At 67.6% G+C, this 17,987-nt stretch carries 19 protein-coding genes and 2 pseudogenes; 11 read left to right on the forward strand and 10 right to left on the reverse strand.

What is annotated here, in order from left to right; genetic code table 11:
- Nucleotides 1-954: 954 nt before the first annotated feature.
- The gene (locus ACFCZF_RS25150; protein WP_365946468.1) at nucleotides 955-1,743 is read right to left on the reverse strand and encodes a hypothetical protein; all 789 of its coding nucleotides are present in this window, start codon (nucleotides 1,741-1,743) and stop codon (nucleotides 955-957) included.
- A 324-nt stretch (nucleotides 1,744-2,067) separates the two neighbouring features.
- Here ACFCZF_RS25150 and ACFCZF_RS25155 point away from each other — a divergent pair.
- The 3 genes and pseudogenes from ACFCZF_RS25155 to ACFCZF_RS25165 form a co-directional block, all read left to right on the forward strand.
- Nucleotides 2,068-2,190 (forward strand): annotated as a pseudogene (locus ACFCZF_RS25155) (DnaB-like helicase C-terminal domain-containing protein); the annotation flags it as partial.
- 414 nt (nucleotides 2,191-2,604) lie between these two features.
- The gene (locus ACFCZF_RS25160) at nucleotides 2,605-3,417 is read left to right on the forward strand and encodes a hypothetical protein (RefSeq protein WP_365946469.1); all 813 of its coding nucleotides are present in this window, start codon (nucleotides 2,605-2,607) and stop codon (nucleotides 3,415-3,417) included.
- A 221-nt stretch (nucleotides 3,418-3,638) separates the two neighbouring features.
- The gene (locus tag ACFCZF_RS25165) at nucleotides 3,639-4,001 is read left to right on the forward strand and encodes a hypothetical protein (protein ID WP_009067499.1); all 363 of its coding nucleotides are present in this window, start codon (nucleotides 3,639-3,641) and stop codon (nucleotides 3,999-4,001) included.
- A gap of 857 nt (nucleotides 4,002-4,858) precedes the next feature.
- Here ACFCZF_RS25165 and ACFCZF_RS25170 read toward each other — a convergent pair.
- The 6 genes from ACFCZF_RS25170 to ACFCZF_RS25195 form a co-directional block, all read right to left on the reverse strand.
- The gene (locus ACFCZF_RS25170; RefSeq protein WP_037932720.1) at nucleotides 4,859-5,299 is read right to left on the reverse strand and encodes a hypothetical protein; all 441 of its coding nucleotides are present in this window, start codon (nucleotides 5,297-5,299) and stop codon (nucleotides 4,859-4,861) included.
- 214 nt (nucleotides 5,300-5,513) lie between these two features.
- Entirely contained in the window at nucleotides 5,514-6,056 is a 543-nt protein-coding gene (locus ACFCZF_RS25175) for an NUDIX hydrolase (protein WP_376673581.1), read from the reverse strand.
- Between the two features lie 5 nt (nucleotides 6,057-6,061).
- Nucleotides 6,062-7,183, reverse strand: coding sequence for an adenosylhomocysteinase (locus ACFCZF_RS25180; RefSeq protein WP_376673582.1), 1,122 nt, complete (start codon nucleotides 7,181-7,183; stop codon nucleotides 6,062-6,064).
- Between the two features lie 49 nt (nucleotides 7,184-7,232).
- Nucleotides 7,233-7,703 carry a hypothetical protein gene (locus ACFCZF_RS25185; protein ID WP_376673583.1) on the reverse strand — a complete coding sequence of 157 codons (471 nt, stop codon included), beginning with the start codon at nucleotides 7,701-7,703 and terminating at the stop codon, nucleotides 7,233-7,235.
- Entirely contained in the window at nucleotides 7,700-8,101 is a 402-nt protein-coding gene (locus ACFCZF_RS25190) for an ATP-binding protein (protein WP_376673584.1), read from the reverse strand. The genes ACFCZF_RS25185 and ACFCZF_RS25190 overlap by 4 nt, the downstream gene beginning before the upstream one ends.
- A gap of 8 nt (nucleotides 8,102-8,109) precedes the next feature.
- The gene (locus ACFCZF_RS25195) at nucleotides 8,110-8,538 is read right to left on the reverse strand and encodes a hypothetical protein (protein WP_376673585.1); all 429 of its coding nucleotides are present in this window, start codon (nucleotides 8,536-8,538) and stop codon (nucleotides 8,110-8,112) included.
- 153 nt (nucleotides 8,539-8,691) lie between these two features.
- Between ACFCZF_RS25195 and ACFCZF_RS25200 the strand changes: the two genes are divergently transcribed.
- Genes ACFCZF_RS25200 through ACFCZF_RS25210 form a run of 3 tightly spaced genes read left to right on the forward strand, consistent with a single transcriptional unit; the run spans nucleotide 8,692 to nucleotide 11,181 of the window.
- The gene (locus ACFCZF_RS25200; RefSeq protein WP_376673586.1) at nucleotides 8,692-9,792 is read left to right on the forward strand and encodes a helix-turn-helix domain-containing protein; all 1,101 of its coding nucleotides are present in this window, start codon (nucleotides 8,692-8,694) and stop codon (nucleotides 9,790-9,792) included.
- A gap of 14 nt (nucleotides 9,793-9,806) precedes the next feature.
- Entirely contained in the window at nucleotides 9,807-10,475 is a 669-nt protein-coding gene (locus ACFCZF_RS25205) for a YdcF family protein (RefSeq protein WP_191861117.1), read from the forward strand.
- Complete coding sequence (locus tag ACFCZF_RS25210; protein ID WP_376673587.1) at nucleotides 10,441-11,181, forward strand: WbqC family protein; 741 nt, start codon at nucleotides 10,441-10,443, stop codon at nucleotides 11,179-11,181. Before ACFCZF_RS25205 ends, ACFCZF_RS25210 begins: the two co-directional genes overlap by 35 nt.
- Before the next feature lie 57 nt (nucleotides 11,182-11,238).
- Here the strand turns inward: ACFCZF_RS25210 and ACFCZF_RS25215 are convergent.
- A pseudogene (locus tag ACFCZF_RS25215) lies at nucleotides 11,239-12,363 on the reverse strand (mobilization protein); the annotation flags it as partial.
- 114 nt (nucleotides 12,364-12,477) lie between these two features.
- On the opposite strand from ACFCZF_RS25215, the gene ACFCZF_RS25220 reads away from it, so the two are divergent.
- From ACFCZF_RS25220 to ACFCZF_RS25240, 5 genes are all read left to right on the forward strand, one after another.
- Nucleotides 12,478-12,726, forward strand: a complete 249-nt coding sequence (locus ACFCZF_RS25220) for a hypothetical protein (RefSeq protein WP_376673588.1) — start codon at nucleotides 12,478-12,480, stop codon at nucleotides 12,724-12,726.
- 177 nt (nucleotides 12,727-12,903) lie between these two features.
- Nucleotides 12,904-13,353, forward strand: coding sequence for a hypothetical protein (locus tag ACFCZF_RS25225; RefSeq protein WP_376673589.1), 450 nt, complete (start codon nucleotides 12,904-12,906; stop codon nucleotides 13,351-13,353).
- The gene (locus tag ACFCZF_RS25230; protein ID WP_376673590.1) at nucleotides 13,334-13,954 is read left to right on the forward strand and encodes a hypothetical protein; all 621 of its coding nucleotides are present in this window, start codon (nucleotides 13,334-13,336) and stop codon (nucleotides 13,952-13,954) included. The genes ACFCZF_RS25225 and ACFCZF_RS25230 overlap by 20 nt, the downstream gene beginning before the upstream one ends.
- A 37-nt stretch (nucleotides 13,955-13,991) precedes the next feature.
- A complete protein-coding gene (locus ACFCZF_RS25235) occupies nucleotides 13,992-14,417 on the forward strand; it encodes a hypothetical protein (protein ID WP_376673591.1) in 426 nt (141 codons plus the stop codon).
- Nucleotides 14,410-15,018, forward strand: coding sequence for a hypothetical protein (locus ACFCZF_RS25240; RefSeq protein ID WP_051860339.1), 609 nt, complete (start codon nucleotides 14,410-14,412; stop codon nucleotides 15,016-15,018). Before ACFCZF_RS25235 ends, ACFCZF_RS25240 begins: the two co-directional genes overlap by 8 nt.
- Nucleotides 15,019-15,353: 335 nt before the next feature.
- Here ACFCZF_RS25240 and ACFCZF_RS25245 read toward each other — a convergent pair whose 3' ends face one another.
- Both ACFCZF_RS25245 and ACFCZF_RS25250 read right to left on the reverse strand, forming a co-directional pair.
- Entirely contained in the window at nucleotides 15,354-16,079 is a 726-nt protein-coding gene (locus ACFCZF_RS25245; RefSeq protein ID WP_376673592.1) for a PaeR7I family type II restriction endonuclease, read from the reverse strand.
- Nucleotides 16,080-16,090: 11 nt separating this feature from the next.
- Nucleotides 16,091-17,767 (reverse strand): Eco57I restriction-modification methylase domain-containing protein, encoded by a 1,677-nt coding sequence (locus tag ACFCZF_RS25250; protein WP_376673593.1) that lies wholly within the window; start codon nucleotides 17,765-17,767, stop codon nucleotides 16,091-16,093.
- Nucleotides 17,768-17,987: the final 220 nt, after the last annotated feature.

Below are 17,987 nucleotides of genomic sequence, written 5' to 3' on the forward strand. Positions count from 1 at the left end.
GCTCCTTCACCCCCGCAAGATCATCGCGTCCAACAGCCACGGTCCTCGCAACTCCCACAGATCGCGGGTGTTGCGAGGACCGTTAGAACCCAAGAAGCGGTGGGGCCCTTCGACTTCGTGCCCGGTGAGGCACTGGCGGAGGATACGAGATTCGAACTCGTGAGGGGTTGCCCCCAACACGCTTTCCAAATGTTCGCCTGGGGGTTCGGGGGAGGGTGTGTACGTTCTGGCCTGCGACGGAGCGGGAGGCGGAAGGGCTTCCGGGTGCCCCTGGACGGAGGTGAACGAGACCACAACTGAGACCAGAACGCTCTCTGTTCGACCTGGCTGCCAGGTGCCTCCCACGTCCACGCGGGCGGTTCGCCTTGACCAAGAGTTCGTCGAGGCTGCTGGCGCGGGCGAACCGGCGGACGGTGGAGTGGTCGAGCCGCAACGTCCGGCTGATCGCCCCCAGCGTCTCCCTTCGGCTAGCAGCTTCTGGACCGCTGCGTAACGCCCGGCAGTGCGGGCCACCAGCGGGTGTGACCCAGATACATGTCAAGGGGGCAATGAATTGATCTTGTAGCCCCGACGGGCAGCCGGGATTCCCTCTGCCGGTCGTCTCTTCTGGGTGGCTGGCGGCGGCTAGGGGGAGCAGCGTTGGAGCACCAACGCCGGCGGCTACTGGCACTGCACTCACATGGGGTGCACCAAGAAAGCAAACCCGACCATCCTCGGTCACGGTTGCTGCGGCCGATGCCAACCGGGCCGAGAGTGTCTGAAGGTTGCCCAGCGTGACTATGACGGCCCTGGCGGCTTCTCGCACAACTTCTTTTGCACTTGGCTGCACCCCGGGGTCTGTAACACCTGCGGCGAAGGGTCCGAAGCCCACCCGTACGAGTACGACTTCATACGCAGCGAGCGCCGCTAGACCGTTTCCTTTTCTCGGCATCGAGGGGGTGGTGCTCCGCCGTCTCACGGTTCGTTGGTGTTCAGGGCTTGCCGGGCGACGACGATGAGTTCGTGCCGCGCCTCCTGGTATCGGTGGCGACGCTCGGCCCATGCCCGCCTCGCGCTGCGCACGTTCTGGATCCGGTCGGATTCGTACTCGAGAGGGACCGCCGCGTTGCCGAGGAGCAGCCGGACCTGCTGGCGGTCCAACCGGGGGACCGCATTGAGAGCCTCAATCGCTTCCTCGTACTCGGCTGGCGGATTGCCACTCCTGGGGTTCCACAGGGGGGCTCCCGCAGCTCGCAGACGAGTGAGGGCGTCCTTGGCTCGTAGCGCGGCTGGATCCGCTTCCCGGGCCAACTCGTCGAGTGCCCGCATGGCCCGCTCCGTCGGGGCCTGCATCCGCGCGTTGTCATAGGCGGCCATCACGGCCCGGTTCATTTGGGCAAGCGTGTCTTTCATCTCCGGCGGTGCGGCGAGTTCGGCCTCGGCCTGTACGAGCCTGAACGTGTGATACGTCCGTTCCACCTCCGCTCGCTCTGTGTCCATCCGGGCTTGTGAGGACGTGTAGAGCCGTCCGGTGGTCTCCATGCACTCGGTGGCTGCCCGCAGGAGCGCGGTAAGCGAGGACCAGCGCAGGTCGTGCAATGCCTGGCGCCGTGCGGCTTGTGCTGCTGTGGCGGCTGCGTCGCGTGCAGCTTGTGCTTGGGCGTGCCCGCCGTGAGCCTGGACGCGTGCTCCGACGAGGGTGCCTGCGATGGTGCCGCACACGCCAGCGGTGCCTATCAGCGCGACCGTGATCTCTGTGTCCATTGCCGCATCATTGCCCACGACCTGCTGTCCCGGCCGCTCTGGCTGAGTTGTCGGCGGCCGGCTACCTGGCGGAGGTGGCCCGATAAGGAAGCGGGTAAGCAGGCCGCCGCGGTTCGTCGCGATCGACAATAGGGCGGTGGACACCCTGCGGTCGATGACCGCCAAGTGGCTGCTGGCCACCCTGATCCGAGCCAATACGGGGACGACGTCACGGTCGAGGCCCTGTGCAAGACCCACAGCGAAGGGTGCGAGATGCTCACCAAGGCCATGCGGGCCCTGGTGGACGACGCCTTCGTCGAAAGTCGACCCTGGCCTTTGACATCGGAATCACCGCGTTCCGGGGAAGCGGACCTGATCGTTGCCAAGCACCGTAACGGGCCCACCGCCACGATCACCGTCGCGTTCCTCGGGCACTACAGCCAGTTCGCCGACATGTCCCAGACCTGATCTAGCGCCCCTGTGTGCCCTTCTGGGTGTGCGTCAGCCGCCCCCGGGCTCCCGGGTTGACGGCGGCCGAGTTCGGCTGTGAGATCGCCGTACAGGGCGGCGAGTGGTCGTGCAGGCCAGGCTTTAGGACGGACGCGCAGTCCAAGAGGGTGAGTTGGTCGGCAGGGTTCGCTGTCGCGCTGGAGGACGGCGTCCGGGCGTGCAGAGTCCGAAGCTGAGGTGTCCCGACTCCCGAGAGGTTTAGTCATCTCAGATGTCCTCTCAGCTTGACCTCTCACTCGGCCCTTCCAGTGGATCTCACATTTGGCACTTACATACGCCCGCTGGCACATCCAAGATCACGCCCCAGTCCGTCTGCTTCAACGCGGTTGAATCGTTTGGGCATTGAATGCTGGCACAGCTACCGTCTGAGGCATGAAGACGACAGCCGTAGCCATGCAGGACGTGCAGAAAAATGAGGCGACCGGACGGGACACCCGGGCGGCGATTCTGAAGCGCTCGATCCGGGCCAACGTGCCGCTGCGCAAGACCTTCGTGCAGGCGAACAAAGGGGGCGATAGCCGGCACGGCCCCCTGAGGGACTTCGTCACCGGTAGGGACCTGCGGGGTCTTCGGGCCTACCTGATGATCGTGGCCGCGTGCAGCAACGGAGACAAGGGCTGGACGACCGAGCACGACAGTGCGGTGTGGGCGCGGCTGATGGACATCCACGAGACCGCGACCAGTCAGTCGGCGCGTACGGGCGCCTGGCGTGCCCTGCGCCGGCTGGCGGACCGCACCCTCATCGAGTGCAGCCGCAGCGGCACCAAGATCAAGGTGACGCTGCTGCGCGAGGACGGCACAGGAAAGCCCTACGACCGGCCCAAGGGCGACACTGAAGAGGACCGCTTCCTGCAGATCCCGACGACGTTCTGGACGCAGGGCCGTGACGAGAAGCTGAGTCTGCCCGGCCTGGCCCTGTTCCTGGTCGTCGCCCGCGAGAACGAGAAGGACTGGGCGTCCTTCCCCGGGGACAAGGCCGACGAGTGGTACGGCTGGTCCGCCGACACCCATGAGCGCGGCCTGAAGCAGCTCGTCGAACTCGGGCTCGTCCAGAAGAAGCCCTTCAAGAAGAAGGCGCCGCTCGCGCCCGCCGGCTTCACCATCGCCCACAAGTACCAGCGTGCCCCCATCACGAAGCCGCGCAAGGCGCCGGTGAAGAAATCCGCCGCATCCGCCACCTCTTGACACAGAGCTCCAGCGGTACCGCCCGCGTCCTGCCGCTGAGACGGGGTGAGCCCGGCCGGTAACCGACTCCTTTGTTGAGTGATGAGTCCAGCTCTTCCAGCGCAGTGTGACGGCCGCTTGCGCGGCTAACCCCGCCGCGTCGCACTGTGCTGCCCGAACCCCGGACTTCACCCCGGGACACAAACGGTCGGAGTGTGGTCTGCTCCGGCCCGCTCCACACCGTGGCCGCCGATTTCGTCGGTCCATGCTGTCTGCGCACCCAGCCCGAACCCAAGGTGTGGAGCACCACCTGCTCCGCCCGTCATCCGCCCCAGGGGGAAAACATGGCCATCACTTCGAACACGACCCAGCCCGATGATGTTCCTGCACCGGTGCCCGAGCCTCCGTCCATTCCCGATCGGGCGGGGTGGGTGGTGCCGGTGACCGTGATCGGGGTGGTGGTCGCGCTGATGGCCTGCGCGTTCGGCGCGTTCCTCGTCCACGCGTACCCGGTACTAAAGGAGCCGTTGACGGTGGCCCTGAGCATCGCCACGCTGGCCGGGCTGATCGTCACCACGGTGGTGTCGCTGAACCGCAGGCGATGAACGCTGGTAAGGCGGAAGCTCCCTACTTCTCGGCATCCTCGAGGAGAGGAGGAGTATCTGCGATGAAGTCGGCGGTCAGCTGGTCGGCGTACGGGGCCGCCCAGCTCCTGCCCCGCCTCATCGGCCGCCGGACCCGCGGCCCGCTGTTCTTCACCAACTGCAAGGCTCCGGCCGGAACGCCGACGCTCGACGTGTGCCCGGAAACCGGCCGGGCCCGGCTCTCCTACCGCCGGGCCGAGGAGATCTTCGAGGAGAACACCCGGCTGTTGGCCAACCCGCTCGCCACCCGAGGACATCGAGGACCTGGACGGCTGGACCCTTCACCGGCTCCGGCACAGTGCCCTGACCCACGATGCCGAGGACGGCACCTCCACCCCGATGCTGCTGGCCCGCTCCCGCCACGCCTCCGTCCGCTCCCTGGAGCGGTACGCCCGCCCCGGCGTCGACTCGGTCGCCCGGCACGTCGCCGAGCAAGACCCCGCCGCCCCGGCGTCGCAGGTGAGTCCGAGCGCATCAGGGCTTCAAGATCATTCCGTTGCCCGTTTGGCGCGTATCTCGGTCACACCCCACCAGGCGCCGCGGCTGGCCCAGCACGTCAAGCGTGCCGTCGGGCGGAACGAGCGGCGCGGGCACCGGCTCGGGCTGCTCCGTCGCGACCGGGGCCTGGACGATCGTCTCCGCCATAACAGGGGGCTCGGCTTACGACTCCCGGATACATCCGTGGTGGGAGCCGACCGTTTTCACCAGGGCCTCGGCGATGTTCCGCCACAGGTGCCAGGTGTCAGCGACCTTCATCGCCTGCAGGGTTCCGGTTCTGGCTTCCTCGGCATAGGCACCGACCCGGTCGCGGCAAATGACTATTTTTCGTCGTCCGCGTAGACGGCGATCAGCGCGTGAACCTCCGGGTCGTCCTCAACCTCTGTACGGCCAAAGCCCACGTCCAAGGCAACAGCCCGCAGTTCCTTCGCCCCGAGGCGCTGCAACTGGGCAAGGGTCCACGGCCCGCTCTCCTCGTCGAACCCGAGATCATCTTGACCAAGGGCGGCGAGCCCGCCGTTCTGCGCGGACGGGGGCAGTTCCCGTTCCTCCGTCTCGTCGTGCCAGGCGTACATCCACTCGTGCCGGACGGTCATTGTCTGCGCCCACGGAAACTCGCGCGCGCCCAAGGCTTCCACCGCCGCGACGAGTGCCTTCACGGCAGCCATCCGGCGGGTGTTGCGGATGTTCACGCGGAGCCCCTTCGGCACCGTGAACTCGAACGTTAGCCGCAGAACGCGCGGCACATCGTTGTCTGCCACAAGATTTCCTCTCGATGAGAAAGCCAGTTGTCGCAAGAGTGGGGCAATCTCGCTGAGATTGAAGAGAGTTGAGAGAACTCGTGGCGAGGGCGGCTCAGGGGGCGCTCGTCGCAGGCAACGTGGGCTGAGCGGTGACAGCCTTCCGAACGGATTCCGAAGCCGCTGCCCCGGCGGCATCCTGGCCGTGCGCTGGGAGTCGTTGGTTCCTGGATGGTCAGAGAAGCGCCTGGACGACCCGTTGCCTCAACTGCTCGTCGGCGAGACTCTCCACCGTGCGCCACGCGGCGTCCGTGACCTCTTCGGTCTGGAGTTCGCCGACGTCGGCGGTGGTGCGGAAGAGGAAGCGGGAGTCGAAGTGCTGGTGGGCGGGCTCGTCCTTGGCGGGGTTGGCGTCGATGGGGTGGATGTCGATGTGCAGCGGGATCTCGCTCTGCGGGGTGACGACGTGTGGCGGGATGCCGGTCTCCTCGGCCAGTTCACGGCCGGCGGCCTGCAGGAGCGTGTCGTCGGAGGGCTCGATGTGGCCGCCGGGCAGCAGCCACTTGCCGGTGGCGTTGTGGAGGATGTGCAGGACGCGGCCGTCGCGGCCGACGAGGATCGCGCCGGCGGTGACGTGTCCGGGCAGGGTCTTGCGACTGGTGAGGTCGTCGCTGTCGTTGAGGAGGCCCTGGACGACGGCGATCTCGCGCTTGTCCTCGGGGTGCTGGTCGAGGTAGCCGTTGATGGTGGTGCGGATGTGCTGGGCCGTAATGGGCATATTGATCACCTGTTGAAGTAGGAGAGCCAGGTCGCCGCGATGGCCTCGCGGTCAGATGCGGAGACCTCGTGGATGCCAGGGGTGAGGTCCCCGCGGGTGAGCATCCTGATCGCGGCGAGGATCTCGGCCTGGATCAGGAAGATGAACGGTCCAACGCTGGCGCCGTGGATGAAGTTGACGGCGTTGCCGCCGTTCGCCAGATAGAAGTAATGGCCGGTGGTCTGGTAGCGGGTGACGTGGTCGCCGACGACCGTGCGGGTGTAGACGTCTGGCAGACCGGCGAGGTCGAGCTCGTCCTCGCTGGAGGTGACGGTGGCGACGTAGGCGCCGTTGCGCAGGTGGGAGAAATCCTCGCCGCGCAGGGAGACCGCGCCGGTGGCGCAGAGCACCAGGCCGGCACCGGTGAGAGCGGTCTCGCGGTCGCGGACGACGGTGAAGCCCTGGGACAGGGCCTGAGTACGTCGGACGGGGTCGATGTCGAAGACGGTGACCTGGACGCCCTTGGCGTGCAGGAGCCTGGCGATGGAGGAGCCGAGCTTGCCGAAGCCGATCACCAGGGCGGGGCGGCCGTGGAGGATGTCGCCGCGGCCGCGCATGACGGCCTCGGTGGAGAACACCACGGACTGGCCGACGAGGAAGTCCTCGGGATCCTTGAGCGGGGAGCGGGCCACCGAGACCACAGGGCAGGGCAGCTTGTCGAGGGCGTCGTAGCGGCGGTGGCCGTTCTCGGTGTCCTCGACGACGCCGATCAGACGGCCGGTGAAGCGGCTGTGGAGGTCGGTGAGGGTGGGGGAGAAGTAGCCGCCGACATCGAGGAGGGCGACGGTTTCCCCGGCAGCCCGGGATTCGAGATAGTCCAGTGCGGTGTCCGGGTCGGTGAACAGTTCGCGGGTGAGTGAGTCGACGGCGACGGTCCGCTCGGTCTCACGCTGGGCGGCCGGGTGGACGGACTTCGGCTTGGGCAGCACCGCCGCGAGCCGGGTCATCGAGGCGACGGCACGGACGAATGCGGGGCGCTCGGCCAACAGGTGAGTGATCAGGAGCGACGAGATCTGCTCGTCGGAGGCGAACTGAGCGGCGATCCGGGCGAAGTAGGCGTCCAGCTTGGCGCGTTCGAAGGTTTCCATCTCAGTTTCCTCTCATCGGGGCGTGCAGGAAGTCCCAGGGGGCAGCGGGTCAACGGGTGCGGGCCATCCCGTACAGCAGCCGGTCGGACTGGCTTGCGGTATCCAGGGAGGTGTCGAGCTGGGATGCGTCGGCGGACTGCGACAACGAGTCCAAGCCGAGCAGGAGAACGGCTGTGCCGGTGCGGGTGGCCAGTGCTGTCCAGGCAGGGCGGCTTGGCAGCCGCAGCCTGCGGGAGGCGCCGGGAATGTGGAGGAACACGTGGTCGCCGATGATGTGCAGGCAGCGGCAGGCATCCGGAACCACATCCTCTGCCCGGCCCAGTCCGCCGAGGCTGTCCGCGAGACGCCGCATGCGGGATTCGGGTGCGTCAGCGGGGTCGGAGAGAGCCGGAGCAGGAGTGTGCGTGATCAGGATGTGGGCGATCTCGCGGTTGTCCGGACTGATGCCCGGCCAGCTCCACGCGGCGAGTGAGAGGAGTAGTCGGGGCTCAGGTCCGGTCGGAGTAACGGCGGCGGTCACGCCTGCTTCCCTCCCGCGCCCTTGAAGGAGGACCAGACGATCTTCCCGAGGGGCGTACGGTCCTGCACTCCCCAGTCGTCGGCGAGCGCGTCCACCAGGATCAGGCCGCGTCCGGACAGGTCGGTGTCGGTGGCCTCACCCGTCTTGGGGCGTTCGCAGCGGCTGTCGTGCACCTCCAGGCGTACGACGTCGTCCTCGGCGTCGAGGCGAACCAGGAATCCGTGGTCGGAGACGGTGCCGTGGACGAGCGCGTTAGTCGCCAGCTCGGAGACGCAGAGACGGACATCTTCGATCCGTTCACCACGGCCCCACCCGGCCAGGGTGGCGGTGGCGAAATCCCGCGCCTGTTGGATGGATTTTGGGGTGGCCTTGAAGAAGCATTGGTCCGTTTCGATCATGGTCGTCCTCATGACTCGGCGTCCAGGAGGTGGGCGGGCCCGCAGCCGTGGCGGGAAGCTGCACCCCGGGAGGTGCCTGGCGGGCGCGCAGGGCGGGGCCGCCGGACGAGCAGCAGCCGGGAGCCGGCCGCCTCGATCTGCCGACGGCGCTCAGCGGCTATCGCCCTCGGGCCAAGGTGGGAAGCGGCCGGGGCGAGTACGCCGTAGACGTCCGGCAGTGCCAACACGTCGAGCAGACCGGTGAAGGCCGACGAGCGGGGGTCGGCACTCGCCTCGCGATCCGTGAAGACGCCGGACAGCTCCAGCTCGTGCCTACGGCAGTACTCGGCGAGCGAGGCGGCCAGCGCCCCTTGCCGGGCTTCGGAGACCCGCACCAGCCGCAGGAATCCGTAGACGACAGGCCCGCTGACCAGGCGATGTTCCGTGAGAGGTTCCATGCTGGGGACCGTCCAAGGAGTCGGCAGGTGGTGACGCTCCTGAGCATGGCGGCCCCTGAACTCCTGGCCAATCACCCGTCGTTCTACTTCCGTTCCACTTCCGTCCCGCCGTACCCGGGCATCTGCTTCGATGACGGTGGAAGGGAGCAAGGCGTGGCAACCGTGCACCACTGGACCGGCCTGGAGGCCAGGGCTCTGCGTCTCGCTCTGCGTCTGAGCGTGCGGGCCTTTGCCGAGCACCTCGGCGTAGCTGTCGCGACGGTCTCGAAGTGGGAGAGTAAGCGCGCCGAAACCGAGCCCAGACCCGACACCCAGGCCATCCTCGACACCGCCCTCGGACGCGCCGACGCTCCTGCCCACCTGCGCTTCGAGACGCTCCTGTCCGAGATGGCCAGCACCGTGCAAGGCGCCGGACGGCGCGTCACCGCCGCCGGCCCGCGAGCTTGGGAGTACGAATCGTGGGCCGAGGACCTGGATCGCGTCGTGGTCGCGCTCTCCCGTCAGAACTTCACCTTCGCCGACAGCCTGCTCAGCCGCTGGCTGACGCGGTTCAACGCCCGAGAACTGGATGAGAAGGGCCTGTACCTTTTCGCCCGCTCGACCGCGCTGCTCGGCGACCTCAAACGCGACCAAGGCTCTGTGCTCGGCCCACTCTCCGCCCAGCACTCCTACGCCGGGGCTCGCGCGGTTTTCACCCAGCTCGACATCCCGCGTCGTGTCGCCCAGCTCGACCTCTCCCTCGCGGTGATCACGGAAATGTCCGGCAAGCTAGAGACTGCCGCCCGCCACTACGAAACCCTCGCCGTCGACGACCGGCTTTCCCGCCGGGACCGCGCCAGGGCCCGTCTGTGGGTGGGCACGGCGCTGAGCAAGAACGGCCGGCACGACTACGCGACCCGCGTCATGCAGGCCGCGACCCGTGACTTCGAGGACCTCACCGAACCTGACGACTGGTCGGTGGCCCACCAGAAACTCGCCCTCGCCCGCCGTGGCGCCGGCGACCTCACCCAGGCCCTGCACTTCATCGACATCGCCCGCAGCAGCGGGGCCGCCGACTCCCCGATGCAATGCGTACGGCTGGACACCGCTCATGGCCACATCCTGCTCTCCGATGCGGCGACCCGGGATGATGGACTCCTTGTCCTCGATCAGGCCACCCGCACGGCCGCGCAGTATGGACTCGTGCACCAACTGCGCAGTATCGAGGGCATCAAGGCCATGAACGAGGGGCCGACCGGCCCCCGGCGACGGTGACCAGGGAGAGACGCGTGAGCGACAACAAGCAGGCCATCACCGAGGACCAGTGGCGCCGGGCCGCGCTCATCTGGGACTACCACCAGATGCACCACCAGCTGCGGCCCGTCGACGTGGCGATCGGACTGGGCAGCCACGACCTCGGCGTCGCCACCCACTCCGCCGAGCTGTACCGCGCCGGGCTGTTCCCGACCCTGGTCTTCACCGGCGGCAACAGCCCCACCACCGCCAAGGTCTTCCCGCGCGGCGAGGCCGTCCACTTCCGCGAGCACGCCATCGACCTCGGCGTCCCAGCCGAGGCGATCCTGCTGGAACCGGAGGCTGGCAACACCGGGCAGAACGTCACCCTCTCCCGAGAGGTCCTCGCCGCCGCCGGCATCACCCCGACGACGGTGATGCTGGTCTCCAAGCCCTACATGGAACGGCGGTCGTTCGCGACCGCCCGCAAGCTGTGGCCCGACGTCGAGATCCTCTGCGCGTCGGAGCTCCTGGAGTTCGACGACTACGTGAAGTCCATCGGCGACGAGAAGCTCGTCCTGGACATGCTCGTCGGCGATCTCCAGCGGGTCATCGAGTATCCGAAGCTCGGATTCGCCATCGAGCAGGAGGTCCCGGAGGACGTGCATGGAGCGTACGAATCCCTCATCCATGACGGCTTCACCAGCCGTCTCATCGTTTCCTGACCTGCCCGAGGCGGGCGGGCTGTGCGCAATTCATCAGCCCAACCTGTTCCCGAGACTGACCACACTGGCCAAGCTGTTCTGGGCGGACTACTGGATCGTCCTGGACGACGTGCAGTTCACCCGTCGCGACTACCAGCATCGAGCCCGCCTTGGTGCCCTCGACGAATCGGATCGTCGGCAGTGGCTCACCGTCCCCACACGCCTCCCCCACGGACGGCCCACTCTCATCCGGGACGCGTTGATCGACGATCCCGACCGGGCACGCCGGAAGACCGCGGGGATGCTGCGGCAGCACTACGGAGCGAGCACTTACTGGCCAGCCCTCGCCCGGGTCCTGGAACCGGTGTTGGACGCCTTCAACACTGGTAGGACCGCTGCCGTTGCCGCAGCCTCCACCCGCGTCCTGCTCGACCTGCTCGGCTGGCAGGGCCAGATCCTCACCAGCAGCGATCTGTCCTCCCGGCCGGGACGCTCTCAGAGGCTCGCCGATCTCTGCGCCGTTACCGGTGCCCGCGCGTATGTGTGCGGGGCCGGCGGCATGACGTACCTCGACCCGGCACCGTTCGCCGCCAAGGGCATCGCCGTTGTGCCGTTCCAGCCGCCGACGACCAACATCTGGTCCTCCAGCCGAAGGCTCAGTGCGCTGTCGGCGATGGCGGCACTCGGCCCGCAGGATGTGGCCACCTGCATGCAGAGGCTGCCTTAAACCACGGCCTTCTGGTGGCCGCTGCTTGACTGCCCCCGCTCGCTCGCCTTGTCCGGATCAGCGGCGGGGGCGGCTCAGCCGACTCGTGGGAGCTGCGGTGGTGGTCGGCAGCTGGGCGGCGGGGGAAGGAGTGCCGAAGGCTGATGCGGTGGTGCTTCGCAGGCGGGCTGCTTCGGCGCGGCGGTTGGGGGCGGGGCTGCGGCTGGTGTGCTGGATGCGGGTGATCAGGACGCGGGCGGGCCTGTGAGCAGTGCCGAGCTCCCGACGGGCGGAGGCTTCCTTGAGGAGCTGGTGAGGTTTGTGGCCGCCGGCCTCGGCGTCGGCGAGGACGGTGGCGAGGCCGGGCCAGCCGGGGTCGGCCAGGATCCGCTCTGCGTGTTCGGGAACGGCGGCGCGTACGTCACTGGCCAGGGTGCGACGGGTCTCCTCCGTGGGGCGGCGGGATTCAAGTGCGGTGAGCAGCGGCGCGAGCGCGTCGTCCGCTGCGGACTGGAGATGCTGGACGGCTTGCCGGGCGGCGTCGGCCTGGTGGGCGTGGCCCTTGGCTTCGTGCCAGCGTCTGGCGAGGATGGCGGCCCAGAGCATGGCGGCAACAAGAGCAGCGAATGCGCTGCCGTCGGGGCTGGTGGCGGTGTTAGCGATGTCGCGGGCCGCGGTCCGCAGAGTGTGGGCGGCGCGGTCTTCGGCCCGGATTTGCGAGCGCTGGGCACGGGCGAATGTCTTGCTGGCCGCGTGCAGTTGGTTACGGAGGTCGGCGGGGGCTTTCTGGGCGGTGGCTTCGATGAGTTCACCCAGGGCGGTGATGTGCGCCTGTGTCCGCGCGTCTCCGCTGCCGGTGCTTGTGTGGGTGATCTGTGTGTGGAGGGTGTCGAGGGCTTCGGTGGCCTGATGCCAGGGGGTGCTGGGTCGGTTGCGGCGGGCTGTGGGGTGTTCCTCCGGTGCGCTGGTTTCGAGGCGGGCCTTGAGTTTGGGCAGGGTGAGGTCGGGGGCGATCTTCCCGCCGGGGTGGTAGATCTGCTCGCCGTCCTTGTTCAGGTCGCCGGGGCGGCCGACGGCGTAGCCGAGGAGGTCTCCTGAGGGGCCTCGGCGGGGCTTGACCAGGATGTCGTCGGCTTCGAGGTAGGCGAGGAGTTCCTCTGCGCTGGTGGCGTGGGGGATGGCGGCGCGGAACAGTTCCCCGAGTTCAGGAAGTTCGCCACGGATGCCTTCGGAGCCATCGAGAAGGCCCACGAGGCCACTCTCGCGGACGGCAGGCATAGCCTGGATCAGGTCTACCAGGCCCTCCGGGAGAACCGGGTGATCTTCGAGCGAGAACTCCACAGAGGCGACCTGACTTGGGAACAGAGGAAGCACCTCCTCGAACTCATCCAGGAAACGGCAAGACTTGCTTCTCAGAAGGACTCTGAGCACAAGCGCCACGTGGACGGTCTACTGAAGAAGGTCATGGTCGGTGTCGGTTCCGGGCTGGCTCTGGCTGTGGTCTTCGTCGGAGGCCGGATCCTGACCCAGGGCAAGGAAGAACCCGATGACTCTGGGGAGTCGTGAGACCTGGCGGCGCCGGTCCTTGACCTCGGTGACCGTCTTATCGACCGGGCCGCGCTGGGCTGTGACTCCCGCTCAGAACGGGGGCGTCGTCAGTGGCGTGCGTCAGACTCGGAGCACGGTACACACCCGTGCCGGCTGTCTGTCCACGCACCGCACCCCCGCCCGCAAGGAACGGTCATGGCACATCTGCACAATCAGTTCGACGACCTGCTCACTCTGATCAACGTAGATCCCGACGTCCTCGCGGCGACGCGCGAACGTCTGGTGCTGGCGCGCAGGTTGGCCGAGCAGCACCCCGAGGGCCGTACGTCGTACAGCTCGGGTTCGATCCCCGTTCGCACCCACATTCAGCCGCACGCGGGAGCCGTCAGCGATGGGGACGGCGGGATCATCCTGGACCGTGTCCAGCACCCGGAGCTTGGTCCTGACGGAGAAGGGGAGGCTCCACACGCCATCACCGACGAACTTGTCGCGTTCATCGGCCCGAAGCTCCGCGACCCGGAGCGCACCCCGTTCTACCCCAAGGCGCGGGTGTGCACGTCCCGGCGGGGCCTCAAGATTCTTCGGCGCCCCGGTCAACGGCACGGATGTCACGGTCGATCTCATCGTGGCGCTGCGCCGCCGTGATGGGCGCGGGCTGTGGATCCCCGACCTGGAGCAGGCCCCGGGCTCCGCAAAGGCATGGAGTGCGAGCGACCCTCAGGGCCACGTAGAGCTGCTGACGTCCGGCGCCGACGCCCTGCGGCGCACCCGGCGCCGCGCCATCCGCATCCTCAAGGCGTGGAATGCTCAGGCCGCGAAGCCGGGCTTCTCCTCACACCAACTCTCCGTCTGGGCTTACGAGTTCGTCGAGCCGAGAATGGGCCTCGTCAGCGCCGTCCACACGGTGCTGCTGAAGGCCGCCCTGCGCCTTCAGCGCGGCGAGTCGACCAAGGATCCGCGCTCCGTCTCGCCCGACCTCAAGCCGCTGATCCCCGACGCGGATGCCGAGCGACGGCTACGGGTCGCGGCCGACAGGCTCGCGAAGGCCATAGCCGACCCCGACGATGTAGACACGGTGGCGGAGGTCCTGGAGTACCTCTTCCCCAAGACGATGCGTGAACGTGAGCGCGCCTTCTCCGCCGCGTCCTCTCCCCTGAGCACCACTGCCAGCCTCGGTCTCGCGGGTGCGAGCCTGCTCATCCCGAAGACGCGCTCGTGGCGGGAGGACACGGCCGTTGAGGGGTGACGGGCGTCCTGCGCGGCGTCCTTGGTTCGCACGTCCGATGGCCCGCGCCGAGCTGCTGACCGGGATGCGCTCAACGGGGCTCGACGCGCGCGAGGTGGACAAATTTGCCGACTTCGCGTCCGGTTTCACTGTCCAGGTCTACCCGCACGTTCGGATCCTGCCCTCACACAGTCTCCGGATCGCCTTCGCCGCCGGCGATCCGGCATTCCCTCGCGTCCACGCACGCGGACCCGACTGCCCCGCCCACCGCAACCCCGACGGTTCCCTTTGCCTCTGGTACCCGAAGGACGCGCCCTCGCGCCGCTGGTCGCCCGGTGACGGCGGGCGGGTCCTCGTCGCGATCATCGTCCGCCATCTGCGATGGGAATCTGCCTATCGCGCCACCAACATCTGGCCGGGCTTCGAAGCACCCCACGGCCACGGTTCGCCGGGCCTCGACGAACAGGACCACATCATTGGCTGACGCGATCAAAGTCTTCGGCCCCTACGCCGCTGTTTTCGCCGCACTCGTGACCGGCCTCGTCCTCGGCCTCCAGGCGCGGATTGGCCGTCGCGCCCAGCTGCAGGAGCGGAAGCAGGAATTGTTCGCGAGCGCGTACGAGGCGAGCATCCAGTACGCGGAGATGGCTTACGCCGTGCGGCGCCGCCGCGCGGACGCTGCCGCCGAGGAGCGGGTCCGCCTGTCGGAGCAGCTGCGAGAGATCCAGTCCAGACTGACCTGGCACGAGGCGTGGGTCCGATTCGAGGCTCCGGAGGTGGGCGCCGCGTATGACGAACTCGTCGCCCGTACGCGGACGGTGGCCGGGCAGAGCATGAAGGATGCGTGGCTCTCGCCCCCAGGGGCGGACGACACGGCGATGGTGATCCCGACGTCGGTGATCGACCTGCGGGCGCTGGCGGATGTCCGCGAGCGCTACATGGCCGCGGTGGAAGCGCACCTTCGCCCCCGGGGCCGTGCCCGCCGCCTTTTCCCGCGCCCGCGCCGCGCCATGCCACCCCCACCCGTGCCTGCTCCCCCGGCCGGTGGGACGACCCCCGGCGGCCCCGTCGGCGGCTCGCCGTGAGACGAAATACACGCACACCCCCGCCTCCGGCCGGCACTGGCCCTGGACCCACGTGATCATCGACGCTCTCGAACGGCTCGCTCTCCTACCGAACCCCGGGTGACCAGAAGGTCTCCCCGTTCCCACGCGAGCCCTTCACCCGGAGCAGTGAAACCCCGCGCCACCCCGAGACGACATTTGGGCCCCCGACCTGCCCCCTCTACCCACCACACGAAACGGCCGACCGACTCCGCGGCGGACCGTCAAGCAAGATCGAGGTTGGGGACCTCGCCCCTGCGAAGGCATCCGAATGCGGGGCCTCGACCAGATCGGTCGGGGCCCGCTCGTCCTTTTTCCTAGCCGGGGATCCCGAGCTCCTTCAAATACGTGAGGCGGGCGCTTATGGCAGCCGAGAAGTGCCGCCAGTCAAGGCTGTTCACCAGTTCGACGGGCTTGGGGTCCTCGGCTGAGGACGTGACATAGCAAGCGGCGTCGTACAGCTGCTCGGCCACAAGGCGCTCGCGGAAGATCCCGAACCGGTCCTGATACGAGGTGCCGTGCCAGATTGAATCGGCAGGCAGCGCGCCCTCCGCGATGCTGACCGGCCTCCGAGAGCCGCTGCCGTCCTCCATGACGAAGAAGTAACCGAGCCAGGGCTTCTCCTTCGGATACAGCTCGGCCAAGGCGGCCCGTCGCAGATCCACCGCGCTGCCGAGTGCTTCCTCAACCCGGTTGTTGTAGTTGTTTCCGAACGACGGCCCACCGAGGGCCTTCAGTTCGAAAGCCGCAACCAGCACTCCCTCGTGGACCACCACGAGGTCCCACTGCTTCTGGGGGCGGTAGTAACCGGGGAGTTCCAGACCTTGTTTCTTGGTGACCCGGATGCTCTCGGGCGGGTAGCCGGCTTCGAGGAAGAACTTCGACAGGAGGATCGCGATCGCGTCGAAGTGCTTACCACCGCGCACGGATCCGGCGGTGCCGGCGCCGACCGCGGCCTTGATCGCGGACTGCTCCCGCTGCAGCTGCTTGGCGCCCCAATAGGTCGCTATCGCGTCCTCGAAGTCCTGGCGGGTGACCGTCAAGATCCGCTCTCCTAGTCAGGAAGCTCGGCAAGTCCGTAGACGCGCAGGGCGGCCTCCGTGGCGGCCCTCACGTCTCGCTTGTCGAAAGCTGCCGCCAGGGCTTCTCGGTCGCGCTCGCTGATCGCTTCCGGGTCTGGGACCCGGATCTTGCGGAGGTACTGAGCCTGGAAGCGGAGGGTCCCCCCTCGCATCTTGACCGCGTACGCCTCCACGAATGCTTCCGCGACCTTGGAGAGTAGGAGACCACCCAGCACGCGCATGTCCCAGACGTCCGAGACGATGAAGTACAGGTTGTGGTGAGGGTACAGTCCGCCCTCGTCGAGTACCGGATGGATCGTCAGCTTCATGTCCGGGAGCAGCAGCTTGGGCCGCCGAGTCAGCGCGTGATCGACCTTGTCGATGGTCTTGTACCAGCGGTGTGGCTGCTTGACCGCCACGTAGCGCTTGCGCAACGCGGCTCCGTGTTCGTCGAGATACCTGGCAAGCCGGGGATACGCGGCGAGGTCGACCAGATCGCCGTTGGCCGTCCAGGGGTTGACCAGGTAGGTGCCGTTCCAGTTGAGCGTGCCGCTCGTGGTGTCGCGAACCATGGCCATCGGCAGGAGGCGGTCGTCTTCGATCAACGTGCCGTCGTCGGTGAGGAAGACCTTGTCCGCTCCGGTGGCGATGCCGATGCCGACTCGGGTACCGGACTTCTTGCTCTCAAGCAGGTGGAAGCGCTCTGTCAGTTCCTCGAGGACTGCCAGTCGTGCAGGTGAAGCACTCGGCCAGGAGTCCTCGTCCGGGAACCAGTGCGGCATCCGAGCGGCCTGGAACGCTGGTGTCGTGACCGGCTCTGTCTGGTCAGTCGCGTACCAGCGTGCCAAGGCGGTGGCCTCAGGAGCACCGAAGGCTCGCGTGGTGTCCGCTGCCACAGCGGTGCCTTGGGGTTGCTTGCTGATCAGGGTGATGGCGGGGTACGCGGAGACCTGGTCGTCGAAGGCGTCCACATCGTGCATGACCAGTGCCAGGTCCATGCTGAAGCTCTTGGTCACCAGCTGGCGCAACTGCCGACCGTACTGATTGCGCATCCAACGGTCCGCGCAGATGAAGCCTAGCTGTCCGCCTGCCCCGAGGCTTCGGAGTGCGACTTCGAAGAAGCCGACGTAGATGTCTGCGCGGCCGCCCATGGTGGGGCACGCGTGACGGTAGACCGCCATCCTGTCCGCGGGAACGTCTTCCAGGCGGATGTAGGGCGGGTTGCCGACCACGTAGTCCGCGTGCTGGGTCCCTTCGGGCTGGAGTAGGTAGTCACCCTGCTCGACCCAGGCCGCCGCCACCTGCTGGGCATCTGTGGGGTTCCAGCCGTCGTCGACCAAGTGCTGCTCGACGACTTCGCGGCTCCTGCGGACGTTGCGCTCCAGCAGATCGAGCGCACGCACGGCATGGCTTGCGTCACTGATGGGACGGTTTTGCTCGCGGCAGGATGCGCTGATCCGCGAAGCTACGGCTCCTAGAAAGGCTCCTGAACCGCAGGCCGGCTCCACGAGCTTCAGGTCGCAGAGGGTTTTGTCAGACGTGTAGCCCACGAGGTCGAGGATCAGATCGACGACCCAACGCCGCGTGAACACCTCGCCGTGCTCCACGGCCTCCTCGGGGACTGAGGGGAGGGTGTGGAGGGCGGTGTCGAAGAACAGGGGAGTGGCCACGTCTTGACACTACTAGGGAGGATTTCGGCCACGAGAGTTATCCACAGGCGTCCCTCGCGCTCAAGGGAGTGATCTGTTCCACCTGCGGAGCATCAGGCCCGTGGGATCGACATCCACTCGTACCCATGATCAACGGGAGCGCGCTCTGGCTCGTCGGCCGTGAGGGGGTGCGCGGCGGAGGAGCGCGGACCAGCAACCGAGCCGACGCGTCGCCTCGGAG

Source organism: Streptomyces sp. NPDC056296, from assembly GCF_042268605.1.
Classification (GTDB): Bacteria; Actinomycetota; Actinomycetes; order Streptomycetales; family Streptomycetaceae; genus Streptomyces.

Coding starts and splice junctions, on each gene's coding strand:
- ACFCZF_RS25150 (WP_365946468.1), bottom strand. CDS start 1,743: ATGGACACAGAGATCACGGTCGCGCTGATAGGCACCGCTGGCGTGTGC.
- ACFCZF_RS25160 (WP_365946469.1), top strand. CDS start 2,605: ATGAAGACGACAGCCGTAGCCATGCAGGACGTGCAGAAAAATGAGGCG.
- ACFCZF_RS25175 (WP_376673581.1), bottom strand. CDS start 6,056: ATGCCCATTACGGCCCAGCACATCCGCACCACCATCAACGGCTACCTC.
- ACFCZF_RS25180 (WP_376673582.1), bottom strand. CDS start 7,183: ATGGAAACCTTCGAACGCGCCAAGCTGGACGCCTACTTCGCCCGGATC.
- ACFCZF_RS25190 (WP_376673584.1), bottom strand. CDS start 8,101: ATGATCGAAACGGACCAATGCTTCTTCAAGGCCACCCCAAAATCCATC.
- ACFCZF_RS25195 (WP_376673585.1), bottom strand. CDS start 8,538: ATGGAACCTCTCACGGAACATCGCCTGGTCAGCGGGCCTGTCGTCTAC.
- ACFCZF_RS25210 (WP_376673587.1), top strand. CDS start 10,441: ATGACGGCTTCACCAGCCGTCTCATCGTTTCCTGACCTGCCCGAGGCG.
- ACFCZF_RS25225 (WP_376673589.1), top strand. CDS start 12,904: ATGGCACATCTGCACAATCAGTTCGACGACCTGCTCACTCTGATCAAC.
- ACFCZF_RS25235 (WP_376673591.1), top strand. CDS start 13,992: ATGGCCCGCGCCGAGCTGCTGACCGGGATGCGCTCAACGGGGCTCGAC.